The 19,550-nt window shown below is 70.9% G+C and carries 3 protein-coding genes; all 3 read right to left on the minus strand.

Translation table 11 applies throughout. The features are described from left to right. Window positions 1-76: 76 nt before the first annotated feature. Genes IG04_RS0103750 through IG04_RS0103760 form a run of 3 tightly spaced genes read right to left on the minus strand, consistent with a single transcriptional unit; the run spans window position 77 to window position 19,541 of the window. Window positions 77-274: an MbtH family protein gene (locus IG04_RS0103750; RefSeq protein WP_030475091.1), complete on the minus strand. Its 198-nt coding sequence runs from the start codon at window positions 272-274 to the stop codon at window positions 77-79. Beyond that, entirely contained in the window at window positions 271-1,476 is a 1,206-nt protein-coding gene (locus tag IG04_RS0103755) for an MFS transporter (protein ID WP_030475092.1), read from the minus strand. Before IG04_RS0103755 ends, IG04_RS0103750 begins: the two co-directional genes overlap by 4 nt. Further along, complete coding sequence (locus IG04_RS0103760) at window positions 1,473-19,541, minus strand: non-ribosomal peptide synthase/polyketide synthase (RefSeq protein WP_030475093.1); 18,069 nt, start codon at window positions 19,539-19,541, stop codon at window positions 1,473-1,475. Before IG04_RS0103760 ends, IG04_RS0103755 begins: the two co-directional genes overlap by 4 nt. Window positions 19,542-19,550 lie beyond the last annotated feature (9 nt).

The following is a 19,550-nucleotide window of genomic DNA, read 5'->3' on the forward strand; positions in this document are numbered from 1 at the left end:
GACGTAGCGGCGCTGCCACGGCGTCTCGACCTCCCGGTGGTCGTAGCGCAGCCGCGATGGCCGGGCGGCCTGGCCGTCATTCCGCGGCCATGCGCTCGCGCAGGCTGCGCGGCCTCATGTCGGTCCACACCTCGTCCACGTGGGCGGAGCACTCTTCTTTGGTGCCACGGAACCCGTCGGGGCGCCATCCCGCGGGCACCTCGTGCGTCGCGGGCCAGAGCGAGTACTGCTCCTCGTCGTTGAACAGGACCTGGTACTCGATGTCGTCCCTCATGCCATGACGTCCTTTCGTGGATATGCGCGGAGAACGGGATGCGCGGTGACCAGCACCGTGATGACCGCGATGCCGCCCGCGCACAGCAGCACCGCGCCTGATCCGGGGAGCAGTTCGGCGAGCACGCCGCCCAGCGCGGGGCCCAGGGCGGCGGCCGTGCCGAGGGCGACGTTCATGACGCCGCTCATTCGGCCGCGCAACGAGTCGGGCGTGCGCAGCAGCTGGTAGGTGGTGATCACCGTGTTGGCGGTGGGCGCGAGCAGTGCCATGCCGGCGAACAGCGCGCCCATCAGGTAGCCGTTGGAGATGAACACGGCCAGCGGCGCCAGAAGGGTCAGCGCCCAGAACACGCCGGCGATCGCCTGGTGTGGCGACAGCAACGCACTCAGTCGTGGGGCGATCAACGCTCCCACCACACCGCCGGCACCGAGCATCGCGGCCATCACGCCGATCTCGCCCAACGGCACGCCACGTGACTGCGCCAGCACGATGATCACCAGGTAGTACGCGCTGAAGAACAGGTTGAGCGTCATCGCGCACCACGCCGTCACGCGCATCTCCGGCCTGCCCAGCACCCACTTCAGGCCATCGAGCAGTTCGCGGACGAAGTGCCGGCGCTCGGCCGGCGGTGAAGGCGGTACCCGCAGGAAGAGCAGGCCCACGAACGCCAGCGCGTGCGTCAGGGCGTCGACCGCGAACGGCACCCAGCGGCCGACCGCCACGAGGAAGCCGCCCAGCGCGGTGCCCGCCATCTGCCCGACGGACGACCGTGCGGCGTTGAGCGACACGGCGGTGGCGAGCTGCGACTCCGGCACGATCCGCGGCAGGCTCGCGTCCTCGGCGGGTTCGAAGAGCGCCCGGCAGGCGCCCAGCACTGCGGCCACGGCCACCATGTGCGGCAGGGTCGCGGCGCCTTGCCACAACGCCACCGCGAGGCTGGCCACCGCGACCGCCTGCGCCGCCTCCGACCAGAGCATGACCCGCCGGCGGTTCCAGCGGTCGGCCAGCACGCCGCCGGGCAGCCCGACGAGGAGCTGGGCCACCGCGTCCACGGCGAGCACGAGGCCCGATGCCGCCGCCGAGCCGGTGACCATCAGCACGACCAGCGGGAAGGCGATGAGGGAGGCGTTGAAGCCCACCTCGGACACCGCCTGGCTGGCCCACAACAACCTGTAGTTCCGGTTGCGCGACAACGGGGTCATCGCGCCTCCCGGCAGTCGGCGGCGATGGCGCGCAACGCCGCGGCGAAGTCGCCGACCAGTCCCGCGACGGGGACGCGGTGCACGACACCGAACGTCATCCGCCCGTCCGCCACCTCGCCGACCACCTGCACCACGTGCGGGTCCTGATCGACGTGGTCGCGGCCGACCGCGGGCAGCACCTCGCCGAACAACGACTCGTCCTCGGCCCGAGCGTCGAACTGACCGAGGTAGTTGAACGAGACCGGTGCCTCGACGCCCGGCACGCGGCCCGCCCAGCGCAGCGGGCCGTAACCGAAACCGTTGCCCGGCACCCGGCGCAGTTGCTTGCGCGCGGACTTCACCCGGTCGCGCCAGGAGGAGTCGGTGACGTCACTGACCTCCAGCCCGACCGGGAACATCGTGGTGAACCAGCCGACCGTCCGGGACAGGTCGACATCGTCGAGCACCTCCTCGCGGCCGTGCCCCTCCAGGTCGATCGTCACCGACGGCGTGCCGGTCCACCGTGCGAGCGCCCACGCCAGTGCCGCAAGCAGCACGTCGTTGATGCCGGTGCGATAGGCGGTGGGTGCGCCGCGCAGCAACGCGTCCGTCTCCTCCGCGCTCAGTTCGAACGACGAGGCCGACTCCTCCTCCGAAGCGTCGAGCGGCTCAGCGGTGATCGACCGCCAGTGCTCGATCTCGTGGTCGAGCGCACCCGAATCCACGAAGGGCTCCAGTCGCACCGCCCAGTCGCGCACCGAGGTGGACTTGCGGCCGAGATCGATCGGTTCGCTCCGCAGCGCCTGGTGGTAGGCGGTGCCGAGGTCGTCGAGCAGGATGCGCCACGACACGCCGTCCACCACGAGGTGGTGCGCCACCAGGAACAACCGCCGCGACCCGAAGAGAGCTGCCCGCAGCAGCGGTCCGCGGGCCAGATCGAAGCCCGCGTGCAGTTCGTCGGCCACCCGCTCGAGATCGTCCAGCGGGTGCTCGGACAGCACGTCGGCCGGTTCGAACGGCGGATTGTGCTGCTGCCAGCCGGACTCGCCGGACGTGAACCGCATCCGCAACGCGTCGTGGTGGCGCACCAACGCCTCCAGCGCCCGCCGGAGGGCGGCGACGTCCACGTCCGAGGTCAGCTCCACCAGGTGCGACTGGTTGAAGTGGTGAGGAGCCGTCCGGTCACCCGCGAAGAACCACCGCTGGATCGGCAGCAGCGGCACGTCGCCGACGACGTCCGCGCGGTCGCCGGTGTCGCTCTCCGCCGTGACGTGCGGTGCGAGCCCGGCGATCGTCTGGTGGGTGAACAGGTCCTTGGCGGTGAAGTGAAGACCGGCGCGGCGACCGCGGGCCACGACCTGGATGCTCAGGATCGAGTCGCCGCCGAGCGCGAAGAAGTTGTCCTCCACCCCGACTTCCGGCACAGCGAGGACGTCAGCCCACAGCGAACACAGGGCGCGCTCCACGTCGTTGCGGGGTGCGACGTGCGTGGTGGTGGCGGTGAACTCCGGCACAGGCAACGCCTTGCGGTCGACCTTTCCGTTGGGGCTCATCGGAACTTCGTCGATCGCGACGAACGCGGACGGCACGAGGTAGTCCGGCAGCGTCTGCGCCAGGAACTCGCGTAGCTCGCCCGTGAGACCGACGACGTAGGCCACCAGCCGCTTGTGGCCGCCGAAGTCCTGCGCCACCACCACGGCCTCCCGCACGGACGGGTGCCTGAGCAACGCCGATTCGACCTCACCCAGCTCGACGCGGAAGCCGCGGATCTTCACCTGGTCGTCGGCACGTCCGACGAACTCCAGCTCGCCGTCGCGATTCCACCGGACGACGTCACCCGTGCGATACATCCGCACCCCAGAAGAATCATCACTGTCGAAGGGATTCGCGAGGAACCGTTCCGCCGTCAGCCCCGGCCGGCCGAGGTACCCGCGGGCCAGCTGGGGACCGCTGACGTACAGCTCACCCGGCACGCCGACGGGAACCGGCCGCAGCAACGAGTCGAGCACGTGGACCCGAGTGCCGGGCAACGGCCTGCCGATCGGCGGCACTCCTCCCGGTACCAGCGGCCCGCTCCACGACGTGACCACGGTGGACTCGGTCGGCCCGTATGCGTTGATCATGCGGCGGCCGGGTGCCCAGCGGGCCACGAGTTCCGCGGTGCAGGCGTCACCGCCGACGATCAGCGTGCGGAAGTCGGGCAGTGGCACGTCCGGCACGGTCGCCATGGCCACGGGCGGGATCAACGCGTGAGTGACCTTGTTCTCGCGCAACACATCGGCGAGCTGGTCGCCCAGCAGTGGCCCCTCGGGCGGCACGACCAGCGCTGCACCGGCCGGCAACGACATGCACAGCTCCAGCACCGACGCGTCGAAACTGGGGGAGGAGAACTCCAGCACCCGGTCACCCGGCCGGACCTCGAAGTGCTCGAGCTCGGCCGCGGAGAACGACGCGAGCCCGGCGTGCGTGACCACCACGCCCTTCGGCCGTCCCGTCGAACCGGACGTGTAGATCACGTACGCGGGCTGTGCCAGGTCCACCGGCACGCCGAGGGGCGACGCGTCGTACCCGCTCGCGTCCAGCGGACCGTCCACCACGACGACCGGATCGGCGTCGCGCAGCATGAACTCGACGCGCTCGGCCGGGTAGTCCGGGTCGATAGGCAGGAACGCCGCACCGGTCTTCAGCACCGCCAGCTCGGTGACGATGATGTCCACCGACCGCGGCAGCTGCACCGCGACGATCCGCTCCGGGCCCGCGCCGCGCTCCACGAGCACCCTCGCGAGCCGGTTCGCCCGCGCGTCGAGCTCGGCGAAGCTGATCTCGCCCTCGGCGTGGATCAGCGCGGGAGCGTCCGGTGTGCGGGCGACCTGCCGTTCGACGAGCTGGGCGAACGAGCAGGGCGTGACCTCCTGCGTCGCCTCGTTCCACGACTCCAGCTGGTCCAGCTCGGCCGGGGTGAGCATCAGCAGCCCTGCCATCGGGAGCGCAGGTGCCGCGACGGCGCCGTCCACGAGCACGCGCAGGTGCCGCGCCAGCAGCTCGACCGTGGCGTGGTCGAACAGGTCGGTGTTGTAGGTGATGGTGCCGTGCAGCTCGTCGTCGGCCTCGGTGAACTCGAACGCCACGTCGAACGACGCCGTGTGCACCGGCAGGTCGACGTCCTCACCCACCAGACCGGGCAGTGCACCGGCCCGGCTCGGCGCGTTCTGCAACGCCACCAGCACCTGGAACAGCGGTGTGCGGCTGGGGTCGCGGTCGGGCTGTACCGCGTCCACGACCCGTTCAAACGGCACGTCCTGGTGCGCGAATGCCTCCCGGACCGTCCCGTGCACCGCGCCGAGCAACTCGCGGAAACTCGCGGATTCGTCCACTGTGGACCGCAGCGTCACCGTGTTGACGAAGAAGCCGACGAGCCGTTCCAGCTCCGGGTGCTCGCGTCCGGACGACACCGTGCCGACCGCGATGTCGTCCTGCCCGGTCCAGCGGCGCAGCAACAGCGTGCACGCGGCGACGAGCGCCGTGAACAGCGTCGTGTCCTGGCCGCGAGCGAGCTCGCGCAGGCCGTGGGCGGGCAGCGCGACCTCCACCGTCGCACCGTTCGTGGTGTGCGTGGGCGGGCGCGGGCGGTCTGTCGGCAACTCCAGCGCGGGCACGCCGGCCAGCTGCGTGCGCCAGTAGCCGAGCTGCTCGTCGAGGGGCAGGGATCGTTGCCACGCGGCGAAGTCCGCGTACTGCACGGCCAGCGGCGGCAGCGGCTGACCGGCGTAGAGCGCGCTCAGCTCCTCCATGATCAGCCCGCCGGACCAGCCGTCCGTGACGATGTGGTGCATCGTCAGCGCCAGCACGTGTTCGCGCGCCGACACCCGGATCAGCAACGGCCGCAACAGCGGGCCGGTCGTGAGGTCGAACGGCGTGTGCGCCTCCCGCCCCAGAACCTTCTCGACGTCGCCGATGGCCACGGGGATCTCCACCGGTGCCGGCGGGTGCACCACCTGCACGGCCCGGCCGTCGACCTCACGGAACGTCGTGCGCAGCGACTCGTGCCTGGCCACCAGCGCGGACATCGCCGCGGAGAGGGCCGCGACGTCCAGTTCGCCGGTCAACCGGACCGCCAGCGGCGTCACATATTCCGTGCCACCGGGCGTGAGCTGGTCGAGGAACCACAACCGCTGCTGCGCGAACGACAGCTCCAGCTCGCCCTTCCGTGACACCACCGGAATGGTGGTCATGCCGCGTCCCGGCAAGACCCGCGCGAGGCCTTCCACGGTCGGATGACCGAACAGGTCGCGCGGGGTCAGGTCGACACCGAACTTCGCCCGCAACCGCGAGATCACCCGGATGCTGCTGATCGAGTCACCGCCCAGCTCGACGAACCGGTCCGTCACACCGACCCGGTCGACGCCGAGCACGTCGGCCCAGATGTCGGCGATCGCGCGTTCGGCATCCGTGCGCGGCGGCACGAACTCCTGCGTCGTGGCGGACTCACGGCCGGGCTCCGGCAGTGCTCGTACGTCCAGCTTGCCGTTATTGTTGAGCGGCAGGCGATCCAGCCGGACGAACGCAGACGGCACCATGTGCTCCGGCAACACCGCTGCGGCGCGGGCGCGCAGCTCGTCGACCGGGGTGTCACCCACGACGTAGGCGACGAGGCGCTGGTCCTTCGCGATGACCGCGACCTGGTCGACGGCCGGGTGCAGCACGGCCTCGATCTCACCCGGCTCGATCCGGAACCCGCGGACCTTCACCTGCTGGTCCGCCCGGCCCAGGTACTCCAGGTCACCGTCCGCACGCCACCGCGCCAGGTCACCGGTGCGGTACATGCGTGCACCAGAAGAATCATCACTGCCGAACGGGTTCGCGACGAACCTCGACGCGGTGAGACCCGGCCGGTCGAGATAGCCGCGCGCCAGCCCCTCGCCGCCCACGTACATCTCACCGGTCACGCCGGGTGGTACCGGCCGCAGGTGCTCGTCCAGCAGGTAGATCCGCAGGTCCGGAATCCCGGTGCCGATCAGGCTGCCCGGCGCGGACGCTGCCAGCGCGGGGTCGAGTGCAAGGTAGGAAACGTGCACGGTCGTCTCGGTGATGCCGTACATGTTCACGAGCCGCGCATCGTGGTGCGTGTACCAGGCCGAGAGCCGCGACAGGTCGAGCGCCTCACCGCCGAAGATCACGTACCGCAGGGCCAACGGCACCTGCTCCTCGGCCATCAGCTGGTAGAAGGCCGACGGAGTCTGGTTGAGCACCGTGACCTGCTCGTCGTGCAGCAGTCGCAGGAACGTCCGCGGTGAGCGCGACACCTCGTGCGGCACCACGACCAGCCGGCCGCCGTGCAGCAGCGGACCCCACAACTCCCACACCGAGAAGTCGAACGCGAACGAGTGGAACAACGTCCACACGTCGTCCTCGCCGAACGAGAACCAGTCCGAGGTCTGCTCGAACAACCGCACCACGTTCGCGTGCGGCACGACCACACCCTTCGGCGCGCCCGTCGACCCGGACGTGTAGATCACGTACGCCGGGTTGTCCGCCCCTAGTGCGGTGACCGGGTCGGTGTCCGGGAAGCCGTTCAGGTCCGGCAGTGACTCGAGCACCGCCACCGGCGCGGTGTCGGAGATCATCCGCGCGACGCGCTCCTCGGGATAGCTCAGGTCGATCGGCAGGTAGGCCGCGCCGGACTTGAGCACACCGAGGATCGCCACCACCAGGTCGGTGCCGCGCGGCAGCCGCAACCCGACGAACCGCTCAGGCCCGGCTCCGTCCGCGATCAGCCGGTGTGCCAACCGGTTCGCGCGGGCGTTGAGCTCGGTGTAGCTGAGGTCGCCGACCGCGACACGATCCGGTGTGCGGGAGACCTGGGACTCGAACAGCTCGGGCAGGGTGGCGGTGGGCCGTCCCGTGGCTGTGCCGTTCCACTCGACCAGGACGCGGTGGTCTTCTTTTGATGTCGTCCACCGCACGTCCGCGAGCGACTGGTCCGGCCGTTCGGTGAACTCCCGCAGCACCAACGCCATCCGGCCGGCCAGCGACGTGATCGTGGACGCGTCGAACAGGCGCGGGTCGTAGGTGAACTCGAAGTGCAACGCACCGTCGTCGGCATGCGCTCGCACGGCGAGCGGCAGCGTCGTGGTGTCACGACTCTCCACCACGTCGACCCGGAGATCGTCGTCGGCGCCGACCGGGTAGTTCTCGAACGCGAGCAGGCTGTGGAACAGTTCGCCGCCCAGCCGCGCCAGCGAAACGTGGTCGTACGCGCGCGCTTCGCTTTGCGCGGCCTGCAGATCGCGCAGCCACTCCACCACTGGGCGGCGGAGGTCGACGACCACCCGCGACGGCACGGTGTTGATGAACATGCCGATCATCGAGTCGGAACCGGGCAGCTCGGCAGGGCGGCCGGACACCGTGGTGCCGAACACCACGTCCCGCTCTCCGCTCAACCGCGCCAGCAGCAAAGCCCACGCGCCCTGCACCACGGTGTTGACCGTGAGCCCGTGCTCGCGCAGGTCGGCAGGCGGCAGATCGAGCGCCAGCACGGCGCTGGACTCGGCCGGCCCCTGGAGCTCGCGGTCGAACGGCAGCGGCGTCGGTGTGGTGAACCCGTCCAGCACCCGGCGCCAGTACTCCTCGGCGGCCGCGGTGTCCTGTCCGGACAGCCAGCGGAGGTGATCGCGGAACGGCCTGCGGGTGACCGGCTGATCGCCGCGGTACTCGGCGATCACGTCCGAGAACACCTGTGCGGTGCTCCAGCCGTCCAGCAGCACGTGGTGCGTGGACCAGACGAGCCGCACCCGATCGCCGTCCTGGGAGAAGTCCAGGCGCAGCAACGGCGACTGCTCGGGCCGCACGACCTGCACCGGCTCGTCGACGCCCTGCCAGACGACGTCCGCGCGCAACGCCGGCGTGCGCGCGATCACCCGTTGCCAGGCCCCGCGGAAACGGTCGAGGTCGACGTCGAGCAGCAGTTCCATCCGGTCGACGTACGCGTCGGCATCGTCGATGCTGTGGAACACCATGCCCGACTGCAACGGCGTCAACGGGTAGACGTCCTCGACCTCGCCCAGCGCGTCGAGCTGCTCCTGGGTGAGCCGGACGAGCGGGAAGTCGGACGGAGTGCGCCCGCCGGGGCTGGTGCGGCAGTGTTCGACGATCTCCCGCAACGCCCGGAGCATGTCGTCCGCCTGGCCACGAGCTTCGGCTTCGGGCAGTCCGTGGTCCCAGTCCAGCACGAGCCTGCCGCCGTCGACCGCGGCAGTGATCTCCACCAGGTGCGTGGGAACCTCCGGGATGCCGGTGTCCGGGCGACCGCGGAACACCCCGTCACTCTCGCCGTCGTCCCACTGACCGAGATAGTTGAAGCACACCTCCGGCAGGTCACCGGTCAGGCCGCTGCCCGGAGTGAGGTACCGCAGCACCTCATACGACAGTCCGTCGTGGGGAATGGCCCGCAGCTGCTCCTTGACGGACTTGAGCACAACACCCCAGTCGCCGTCCGGGAGTTCGAGCGCCACCGGGAACTGGCTGGTGAACCAGCCGATCGTCCGGGACACGCTGTCGTCACGGCCGTGACCCTCCAACGCGAACACCGGCGAGACGGCCTTGCCGAGGGCGCTGAGCAGCACGTCGTTGATCCTCGTGCGGTAGACGCCGGGAACGTCGCGCAGCAACGCCGCGGTGGTCGCCTCGTCCAGTTCCACGGTGAAGTGGTGCCGCTCGGCGGGCACGGTCGCGGTGCCGAGCGGGATGGACTGCCAGTACGGCAGAGCGTCGGCGAACTCGGGTGCGAGGCGGTTCAGCTGGTGCGCCCACTGGGTGAACGGCAGCGTGGCCGGCGGCAGGGGATCACCGCGATAGGCGGTGTCCAGGTCTTCGAGCAGGATCCGCCAGGACACCGCGTCGATCACCAGGTGGTGCGCGACGAGCAGCAACGTGCCGTCCACCAGCGTGGCGCGGAACAACGGTCCTCGCGCGAGGTCGAATCCATCCACAGTGGACTCGATCTGCGGCACGGGCGCCCTGGCCTCCTGCCTGCCGCCGGTGAACCGCAGCCGCAACGCCTCGTGGTGCTCGGCGACCACGCGGACGGCACGGGCGAGCGCGTCGACGTCGGTGCCGGGCGCGAGTTCGAGGCGCAGCGACATCGTGTAGTCGTCACGGCCGACCTTCTCGAAGAACCAGTGCTGGATCGGGGTGAGCGGCGCCGGCCCGGTGACCAGGTCGTGGCTCACGGGGGCCGGCGCCTCCTGCGCGGCGGCGGCGAGCGCGGCGACGGTCTGATGGACGAAGACGTCCTTCGACGAGATCATCAGACCGTGTACGCGGGCTCGGGCCACCACCTGCATGCTGAGGATCGAGTCGCCGCCGAGTGCGAAGAAGTTGTCCTCGGCTCCGACGGTTCCGAGCCCCAGCACCTCGGCCCAGGTCTGGGCCAAGAGGACTTCTCGCTCGGTGCGCGGCGCGACGAACTCACGCGACGCGAAGTGCGGCTCGGGCAGCGCACGGCGGTCGACCTTGCCGCTCGGGGTGAGCGGCAACGACTCCAGCCCGACGAACGCAGACGGCACCAGGTGCGCCGGCAGGAACCTCCGCGCCCAGTCATCGAGCTCTGGCGTGCCCACCACATAGGCCACCAGTCGCGTGTCCCGGCCGACGACGACCGCCGCCGAGACGTCCGGGTGGCGCAGCAGCACGGCCTCGACCTCGCCGGGTTCGACCCGGAAACCGCGGATCTTGAGCTGGTCGTCGGCCCGGCCGAGGAACTCCAGCTGCCCGTCGTCCGTCCACCGCACCCGGTCGCCCGTGCGGTACATCCGGGCCCCGAAATCCTTCTTGGGCGCGAACGGGTCGGCAAGAAAGCGTTCGGCGGTCAGCCCGGGACGGCCGAGATATCCTCGCGCGACCTGTGCGCCCGCCACGTACAGCTCACCGGGCACGCCCACCGGCACCGGCCGCAGGTCGCCGTCCAGCACGTACGCCCGCTGGTTCGTAAGCGGCCCGCCGATCACCGGCCGCGGCCCGGCGATGCGGCACCAGGTCGCGTCGACCGTGCACTCGGTGGGGCCGTAGAAGTTGTACGCCCGCACGTCACCGAGCTGGTCCCACAGATCCGGTGGCACCGCCTCGCCGCCGATCGTGATGATCTCCGGCGCCCGCTCCAGCAGCCCGGAGGCGATGAGTGCCCGCATGTGTGCCGGCGTCGCGTCCAGCACGTCGATGCCCTGCGAGCGCACGTGTTCCACGAGTGCCACCGCGTCGAGACGCACGTCGTCGGAGACCAGGTGCAGCTCGTGACCGCACGCCAGCAACGCGAGACCTTCCAGCGCCGTGTCGAACGAGAACAGGGCGGTGTGCGCGACCCGGAGAACGCGCGAGCCGAACAGCTCCCGGTGGTGTGCCACCAGGTTGGTGAGGTTGCGGTGCTCGACCGCGACACCCTTCGGAGTGCCGGTCGACCCGGACGTGTAGATCACGTACGCGGTGCTCGCCGGGTCGATTCCCACGACGGGGTCCGTGCCGGGGAACGCGTCGAGATCACCGATCTCGTCCAGCACGACCACCGGTTGTGCGTCGCGCAGCAACAGCTCGACGCGTTCGGCGGGCAGCGCTCGATCCACCGGCAGGTAGGCGGCGCCCGACTTGAGCACGGCGAGCACGGCCACCACGAAGTCCGCCGATCGCGGCAACCGCAGCGCCACCAGGCGTTCCGGACCCGCGCCCAGTGAGATCAGCCGGTGCGCCAAGCGGTTCGCCCGCTCGTTGAGCTCCGCGAACGTGAAGGACTCGGCGGCGACCAGCGCGGTGGCGTCCGGCGTGAGCAGAGCCTGCCTCTCGAAGAGGTGTGAGAACGGCGGGTCGGAGACCTCCAGCGCGGGACCCGCCTGCAGCGTGCCGTCGTCGGTCAGGAACGGCTCCCGGCCCGCCGCGATCTCGCCGAGCAGCACCACGAGGTGCCGGGCCATCCGCTCGATCGTCGGCGCGTCGAAGAGGTCCGGGTTGTACTCGACCGCGCCGAGCAGCACGTCACCGCGTTGCTGGAACTCGAACGTCAGGTCGCACGTCGACGTGACGACCGGCAGCCGCACCTCCTCGACGGCGAGACCGGTGATCGAGGGCACCTCGTCCGCGGTGTTCTGCAGCAGCACCATCACGTCGAACAGCGGGTTGCGGCTGGGGTCGCGGTCCGGCCCGACGGCGTCCACGACCCGTTCGAACGGCACGTCCTGGTGCTCGAACGCGTCCAGCACCGTCTGCCGCACCTGGGACAGGAACTCACCGAACGGCCTTCCAACCACTGTGGACCGCAGCACGACGGTGTTCACGAAGAAGCCGACCACGTTCTCCAGTTCGGCCCGCTCCCGCCCGGACGTCACGGTGCCGACCGCGACGTCGGACTGTCCCGAGTACCGGCTGAACAGCAGCTGGCAGGCCGCCACGAGCGTCATGAACAACGTGGTGTCGCCGTCGCGCAGGCCCGCGACCGGCAGCTCGAACTCGTGCATCGCGCCGGACGTCGTGCGCACGGCGGGCCGAGGCCGATCGGTCGGCAGCTCCAGCGGCGCCACCCCGGCGAGCTGCTCCCCCCAGTACCGCAGCTGCGCGTCGAGGTCGAGGTTGCGCTGCCACACCGCGAAGTCCGCGTACTGCACAGGCAGCGCCGGCAGCTCCCGGCCCTCGTACAGCGCGGCCAGCTCGTCGGTGAGGACCGCGGTCGACCAGCCGTCGGTGACGATGTGGTGCAACGTCAGCACCAGCACGTGCTCGTCTGCACCGAGCCGGACCAGCCGCGTGCGCAGCAACGGTCCGGTGCGCAGGTTGAACGGCGCGGTCGTCTCCTCCAGCAGGATCGCGTCGAGGTCGCCGTGCTCGGGGCACAGTCGCACCTCGTACGGCTCGCCGATGATCTGCAAGCCGTCGGTGAACGTCGTGCGCAGCGACTCGTGCCGCGCCACCAACGCCGTCAGCGCCCGGCTCAGCGTCGGCACGTCCAGCGGACCACGCAGCCGCAAGGCGGTCGGCGTGATGTACTCCGTGCCGCCGCTCTCGAACTGGTCCAGGAACCACAGCCGTCCCTGGGCGAACGACTGCGGGACCTCCACCCGCGACACCACCGGGATCGTCGCGGAGTCACCCTCCCGCAACCCTTCCGCCAGCTGCGCCACGGTGGAGTGCTGGAACAGCACCCTCGGCGACACCTGCACCCCGAACGCCGCGCGCAGCCGCGCGACGACCCGGATGCTCAGGATCGAGTCGCCGCCCAGCGCGAAGAAGTTGTCGTGTGCGCCCACCCGCTCCACGCCGAGCACCTCGGCCCACGCGGCCGCGACCACGCGTTCGGCGCCGGTGCACGGTGCCACGAACTCTCGGGAGGCGAACTCGGGCGTGGGCAACGCCTTGCGGTCCAGCTTCCCGCTGGAGGTCATCGGCAGCTCGGCCAGTTCCATGAACGCCGCGGGCACCAGGTGCGCGGGCAGCACGCGGCTCAACGCCTCCCGGACCTCGACCTCCGGCGTGCCGACGAGGTAGGCGACGAGGCGGTCGTCCACCGCGACCACGGCGGCCTGTCGCACCCCCGGCACGTCCAGCAGCGCGGCGACGATCTCGCCCGGCTCGATCCGGATGCCGCGGATCTTGACCTGGTCGTCGGTGCGGCCCAGGTAGTCGAGCACACCGCCGGAGAGCCACCGGACGCGGTCTCCGGTGGCGTACATGCGGCTACCCGTCTCGAACGGGTTCGCCACGAACCGCTCGGCCGTCAGTCCGGCACGACCGAGATAGCCGCGAGCCACCTGCGCGCCTGCAAGGAACAGTTCACCGGGCACACCCACCGGCACCGGCCGCAGGCCGTCGTCCAGCACGTACGCCCGCACGTTGTGGCCAGGCCTCCCGATCACCGGCCGGTCGTGGTCGGCGAGCGCGCAGTACGTGGCGTCGACGGCGAACTCGGTCGGCCCGTAGTAGTTGAGGCCGATCTCCCGCACCTCCTGCCACAGCGACTCGTCCACGGCCTCACCGCCGAGCATCAGCGTCCGCAGCCCGGCGTCGAGCAGGCCGGCCGGGAGCAGCTGGCGGGCGTAGGTCGGCGTCACGTCCATCACGCCGATGCCGTGCTCCCGCACGTACCCCACCAGCGCGGGAGGGTCGAGCCGCAGGTCCTCGCCGATGACGTGCAGCTCGTGCCCGGCGGCGAGGAACAGCAGGCCCTCCCACGACGTGTCGAACGAGAACGCCGCGGTGAGCGCGACCCGCAGCGGTGCGTCGGGGATGAGCGTCGCCCGGTGGTCGGCGTAGAGGTTCGCGAGCTGGGCGTGCTCGATCACCACACCCTTCGGCGTACCGGTCGACCCGGATGTGTAGATCACGTACGCGGGGTGCGCCGGCAGCACCTCGACGTCCGGGGTGTGTGCGGGAAACGCGCTGGCGTCCGGCAGTTCGTCCAGCACCAGCACGGGCTTCGCGTCGGCGAGCAGGAACTCCCGGCGGCCGGGCGGGAGGTCGCGGTCGATCGGCAGGTACGCGGCACCGGCCTTCATGACGGCGAGCAGCGCGACGACCATGTCATGCCGCGGCAACGCCAGGCCGACGAGTCGTTCCGGACCGGCGCCGTCGGCGATCAGCCGGTGCGCCAACCGGTTCGCGGCGGCGTCGACCTCAGCGAACGTGTGCGGCCACACGGCTGCCGCGTCCGGTGTCGCGGCGGCCTGCCGGGCGAAGACCTCGTGGTACAGCCCGCCGGTGGTCTCCAGTCCGGTCTGCCCCAGCAGCGCGTCGAGCTCGCCGGGAACGGTCCACGGCAGTGCGCCGACCGGGCGGCGAGGGTCGGTGGCGATCCCGCTGAGCAGGACGTGCAGCCGTTCGCTCAGCCGCTGCGCGGTGGCGGCGTCGAACAGGCGCGGGTCGTAGGCGAGGTCGAAGCTCAGCCGGTCGCCGAGATGCGCGGTGAGCGTGATCGGCAGAGTGGTCGTGTCGGTCGCGGTGACCTCCACGACGCGCGGCGCGGCAGTGGACTCGCGGTCGAACGGGTAGTTCTCGAACACCACGACGCTGTCGAACAGCCCGCCGCCGAGCCGCGCCAGCGAGACGTGCTCGAACGTCCGCGCCTCGCTCTGCGCCTGCTGCAGGTCCCGCAGCCAGGACGCGGCCGGCTGGTCGTCATCGACGGCCACCCGCGTGGGCACGGTGTTGATGAACATGCCGATCATCGACTCGACGCCGGGCAGCTCGGCGGGACGTCCGGACACGGTCGTGCCGAAGACGACGTCGCGAGTGCCGCTGTGCCGGGCCAGCAGCACCGCCCACGCGCCCTGCACCACCGTGTTCACCGTGATGCCGTGCTCTCGCACGGCCGTACGCAACGCTTCGGAGTCCTCAGTGGACAGCGAAACGCGGATCGACTCGGTCGACTCGGCCTGATGGGCCTCGGCGGGTTTGCGGTCGTAGGGCAGGGGAGTGGGTTCGGCGCCGTCCAGCACCTCGCTCCAGTACCGCTGCGCGGCCGACGTGTCCTGCTCGGCCAGCCACCGCAGGTAGTCGCGGAACGGCCGGCGGGCGAACACGGGTTCGCGGCGGTACTCCGCGACGACCTCGGCGAACACCTGCGCGGTGCTCCAGCCGTCCAGCAGCACGTGGTGCGACTCCCACACCAGCCGCACGCGGGAACCGCTCGACGGGGTGATGTCGATGCGCAGCAACGGCGACGCTTCCCGGTGCACCACCTGCACCGGCTCGTCCACGCCCTCCCAGACGATGCTCGTGCGCAGGACCGGCGTGCGGGCGATCACCCTGCGCCAGGAGGCGCGCAGCGCCTCCGGATCCTCGACGCCGTCGAGCACCAGCTCGAGCCGGTCGACGTACGCGGCGGGGTCGAGCAGGTTGTGGAACAGCATGCCGGCCTGCAGCGGCGTGAGCGGGTAGACGTCCTCGACGTCGGCGGGCAGCGCGTCGAGGAGTTCCTGAGTGAGGCGGGCCAGCGGGAAGTCCGAGGGCGTGTGGCCGCCGGGGCTCGTCCGGCAGTGCTCGACGATCGCCCGCAACGACACCAGCATCCGCTCGGCCTCGGCCCGCGGGCTTTCCCCGGCGTAGGACCACGTGAACCGCAGGCAGCCGTCGGCCACCATGCCGTTGACCTCGACCGGATGCCGGGCGAGGTCGGGTCCGGGGACCTCGTGGCCGCCTTCCCAGTGACCGTGGTAGTTGAAGCACAGATCCGGCAGCTCACCGCTCAGGCCGCTGTCCGGCGTGAGGTACCGCAACGCCTCGTACGACAAGCCTTTGTGCGGGATGGCCCGCAGCTGTTCCTTGACCGACTTGAGGACGGCACCCCAGTCCCCGCCGGGGAAGTCGAGCGACACCGGGAACTGCGTGGTGAACCAGCCGATGGTCCGGGACACGTCGGCGTCGAGCACGTCGCGGCCGTGGCCCTCCAGCGTGAGCTCCCGGCGGCCGAGCGCGGCGAGCAGCACGTCGTTGATCTGCGTGTGGTAGACGCCGGGCACGTCGTGCAGCAACGCGGCGGTCGTCTCCGCGTCGAGACTCACCGTGAAGCTGTGGCGTTCTCCCACTGCCACATCGCCGGTCGGCTGACGGCGCCAGTGGGGCAGCGCGTCGCGGAAGTCCTGGCGCGTGAGGTGGTGCGCCCACTGCGTGAACGGCATCGTCGGCGGGTCGAGCGGCTCACCGCGCCACGCCTTCGCCAAGTCTTCCAGCAGGATCCGCCACGACACGCCGTCGATGATCAGGTGGTGCGCGGACAGGTAGAGCCGCGACCCGACCAGCACCGCGCGCAGCAACGGCCCGATCGCCAGGTCGAAGTCGCGATGCTCGAAGGAGTCCGCGACCTCCAGCGCCGGCCACCGCGCACCGAGCTCCATCCGGCCGTCGACGAACCGCAGACGCAGCGCTTCGTGATGCGCCACCACGGCGTCCAAGGCCTGCTGAACGTCCACGCCGGACGGCACGTCGACCGCGAGTGACATCGCGTAGCCGGTGTCGCCGTCGTGCTCGAAGAACCACCGCTGGATGGGCGTGAGCGGTGCGGGACCCTCGACGTGCGCGATCTCCACCTCGACCGCCGGTGCGGCCGCGAGTGCCAGCTCCGCCACGGTCTGATGGCGGAAGACGTCGCGCGACGAGAGCTGGAGCCCGCCCCGGCGGGCACGGGACACCAGCTGGATGGCGAGGATCGAGTCACCGCCGAGCCCGAAGAAGTTGTCGTCCACGCCGACCCGCTCGACACCCAGCACTTCGGACCAGATGCCCGCCAGCGTCTCCTCGGCCGGCGTGCGCGGCGCCTGGAACTCCTCGCGCGCCAGCACCGGCGCGGGCAGCGCCTTGCGGTCCACCTTCCCGTTACCGGTCAACGGCACCCGGTCGAGCGTGACGAACGCGGCCGGCACCATGTAGTCGGGCAGGCTGTTCTTCAGCCACGGCCGCAGATCGGCGCGCGTGCCGACGACATAGCCGACGAGCCGGTCGTCACGCGCCACCACCACCGCGTCGGTGACGTCCGGGTGCCGCAGGAGAGCAGCCTCGACCTCACCGGGCTCGATGCGGAAACCGCGGATCTTCACCTGGTCGTCGACCCGGCCCAGGTAGTCGAGATGCCCCTCGGCCGTCCACCGCACGCGGTCGCCCGTGCGGTACATCCGCACCCCAGAAGAATCGTCATCGCCGAACGGGTTCGCGAGGAACCGCGACGCGGTCAGGCCCGGCTGCCCGAGATAGCCGCGCCCGACCTGAGCCCCGGCCAGGTACAGCTCGCCGGCCACCCCGACCGGCACGGGACGCAGGTCGGCGTCGAGCACGTGCGCCTGCAGGTTGCGCAGCGGCCTGCCGATCACCGGCCGGTCGCCCTCGACCCTGCACGACACCGCGTCGACCGTGCACTCGGTGGGGCCGTAGAAGTTGTGGGCGTTGGTGCCGGCCAGGTCGCGCCAGAGCCGTTCGCCCAGCGCCTCACCGCCGAGCATCAGCACGCGCGGGTGGTGGTCGAGCAGCCCGGCCGGGATGAGCTGTTGCAGGTAGGACGGCGTCAGGTCGAGGAAGTCGATCCGGTGCCGGCCGACGTAGGAGACCAGGGCGTCCGCGTCGAGCCGCACGTCGTCACCCAGCAGGTGCAGCTCGTGCCCGGCGGCCATCAGCACCGGGCCCTCCCACGACGTGTCGAACGAGAACACCGCGGTGAGCGCGACCCGCATCCGCTCACCGCCCGCGAAGTCGGCGACGTGGCTGTGCAGCAGGTTCACCAGGTTGCGGTGTTCGACCACGACACCCTTCGGCGTGCCGGTCGATCCGGAGGTGTAGATGACGTAGGCGGCCTGGGACGGCAGGATCCGCACCGCTGGACCAGTGGCTGGCAGATCGTCGGTGTCCGGCAGCGCGTCGAACACCCGGACGGCACCGGCGTCGGCGCGCAGGTGCTCCTGGCGGTCCCGCGGCAGATCGGGATCGATCGGCAGGTACACCGCGCCGGACTTCAGCGCCGCCAGCAACGCCACGATCGCGTCCGCCGTGCGGGGCAACGAGACCCCGACCACCTGCTCGGGCCGCACGCCCTCACCGATCAGCCAGTGCGCCAAGCGGTTCGCCCGCGCGTCGAGTTCGGCGTACGTCAACGCCTCCGTGCCGCACACCAGTGCAGTGGCCTGCGGTGTGCGCCGGGCCTGTTCCTCGAAGATCGCGGTGAAGGTCGTCGTTGGCGCGTCGAGCGCGGTGGAGTTCCACTCCCGCATCCGATCCAGCTCGCCCCTCGTGACGAGGGGCAGAGCGTGCACCGGCCGTGACGGGTCGTCGACCACACCGCCGAGCAGCACGAGCAGGTGCTCGCCGAGCCGTTGCACCGTCACCGCGTCGAACAGGTCGGTGCTGTACTCCAGCACGCACTCGAGCTCGTCACCGCGCGGCGTGAACTCCACGGTCAGGTCGAAGTCCGCCGCCCACCGCTCGACGGGCACGTCCTCGACGGTGAGCCCGGGGAACGCCGGCAAGCCCCGCTCGGTGTTCTGCAGCAACACCATCACGTCGAACAACGGGTTGCGGCTCGCGTCCCGGCTCGTGCCGGTCGCGTCCACGAGCTTCTCGAACGGCACCTCGTCGTGCAGCGCGTGGTCCTGCCGCAACAGGTCGGTGAACCGGCCGTCCACAACGGACCGGACCACCGCCGTGGTGACGAAGAACCCCACGACCCGGTTGAGCTCCGGGCGGGTGCGACCGGAGGTGACCGTGCCGAGCACCACGTCGGACTGGCCGCTGTAGCGGGCGAACAACACCTGACAGGCCGCCATCAGCGTGCCGAACAACGTGGTGTCGTGCACTCGGGCGATCTGTTCCAGCCCGCCGGTGATCGCGGCCGGCACCACGAACCGGTGTGCCGCGCCGGCACCAGTGCGTTCGGCCGGACGCGGCCGGTCGGTCGGCAACTCCAACGGCGACAGACCGGCGAGCCGGTCTTTCCACCGCCCCAGCGCGTCGTCCCAGCGCTGCTCCCGGTGCCAGGCCGCGAAGTCCGCGTACTGGATCGAGGGCTCCGGCAACCGCTCACCGCGGTACAGGGCGGCCAACTCGTCGGTCAGCACACCGAGCGACCAGCCGTCGGTGACGATGTGGTGCGCGCCGAGCAGCAGCACGTGGTCCTGCGGCCCGAACCGGACGATCAGTGCGCGGAACAACGGCCCGTGCTCCAGGTCGTACGGCCGCGCGAACTCCGCCGTCAGGTCGCACTCGCCGACAACGGGCACGTCGACGTCCCGAGCCGGATGGACGACCTGCACGGCGGCGCCGTCGCGTTCGCTGAAAGTGGTGCGCAACGCCTCGTGCCGCGCCACCAGGTTCTGCACGGACCGCACGAGCTTCGGCACGTCGAGCGGGCCGCGGAACCGCAGCGCACGCCCGGAGTTGTGGTCGTTGCCGCCCGGACGTAACCGGTCGAGCAGCCACAGCCGGTGCTGGGCGGGAGAGGTGGGCAACGGTCCCGTACGCGGCACCGCCGGGATCACCGGGGTGGCGGGCACGGCACCCGCGAGGCGCTTGCGCAGCTGGTCCCGAAGGTGTGCGGGCAGGGCGGAGGCGCGGTCCTGCTTGGAGGTGGTCATTGTGCTCGT

It is taken from the genome of Lentzea albidocapillata (assembly GCF_000719115.1).
Lineage (GTDB): Bacteria > Actinomycetota > Actinomycetes > Mycobacteriales > Pseudonocardiaceae > Lentzea > Lentzea albidocapillata.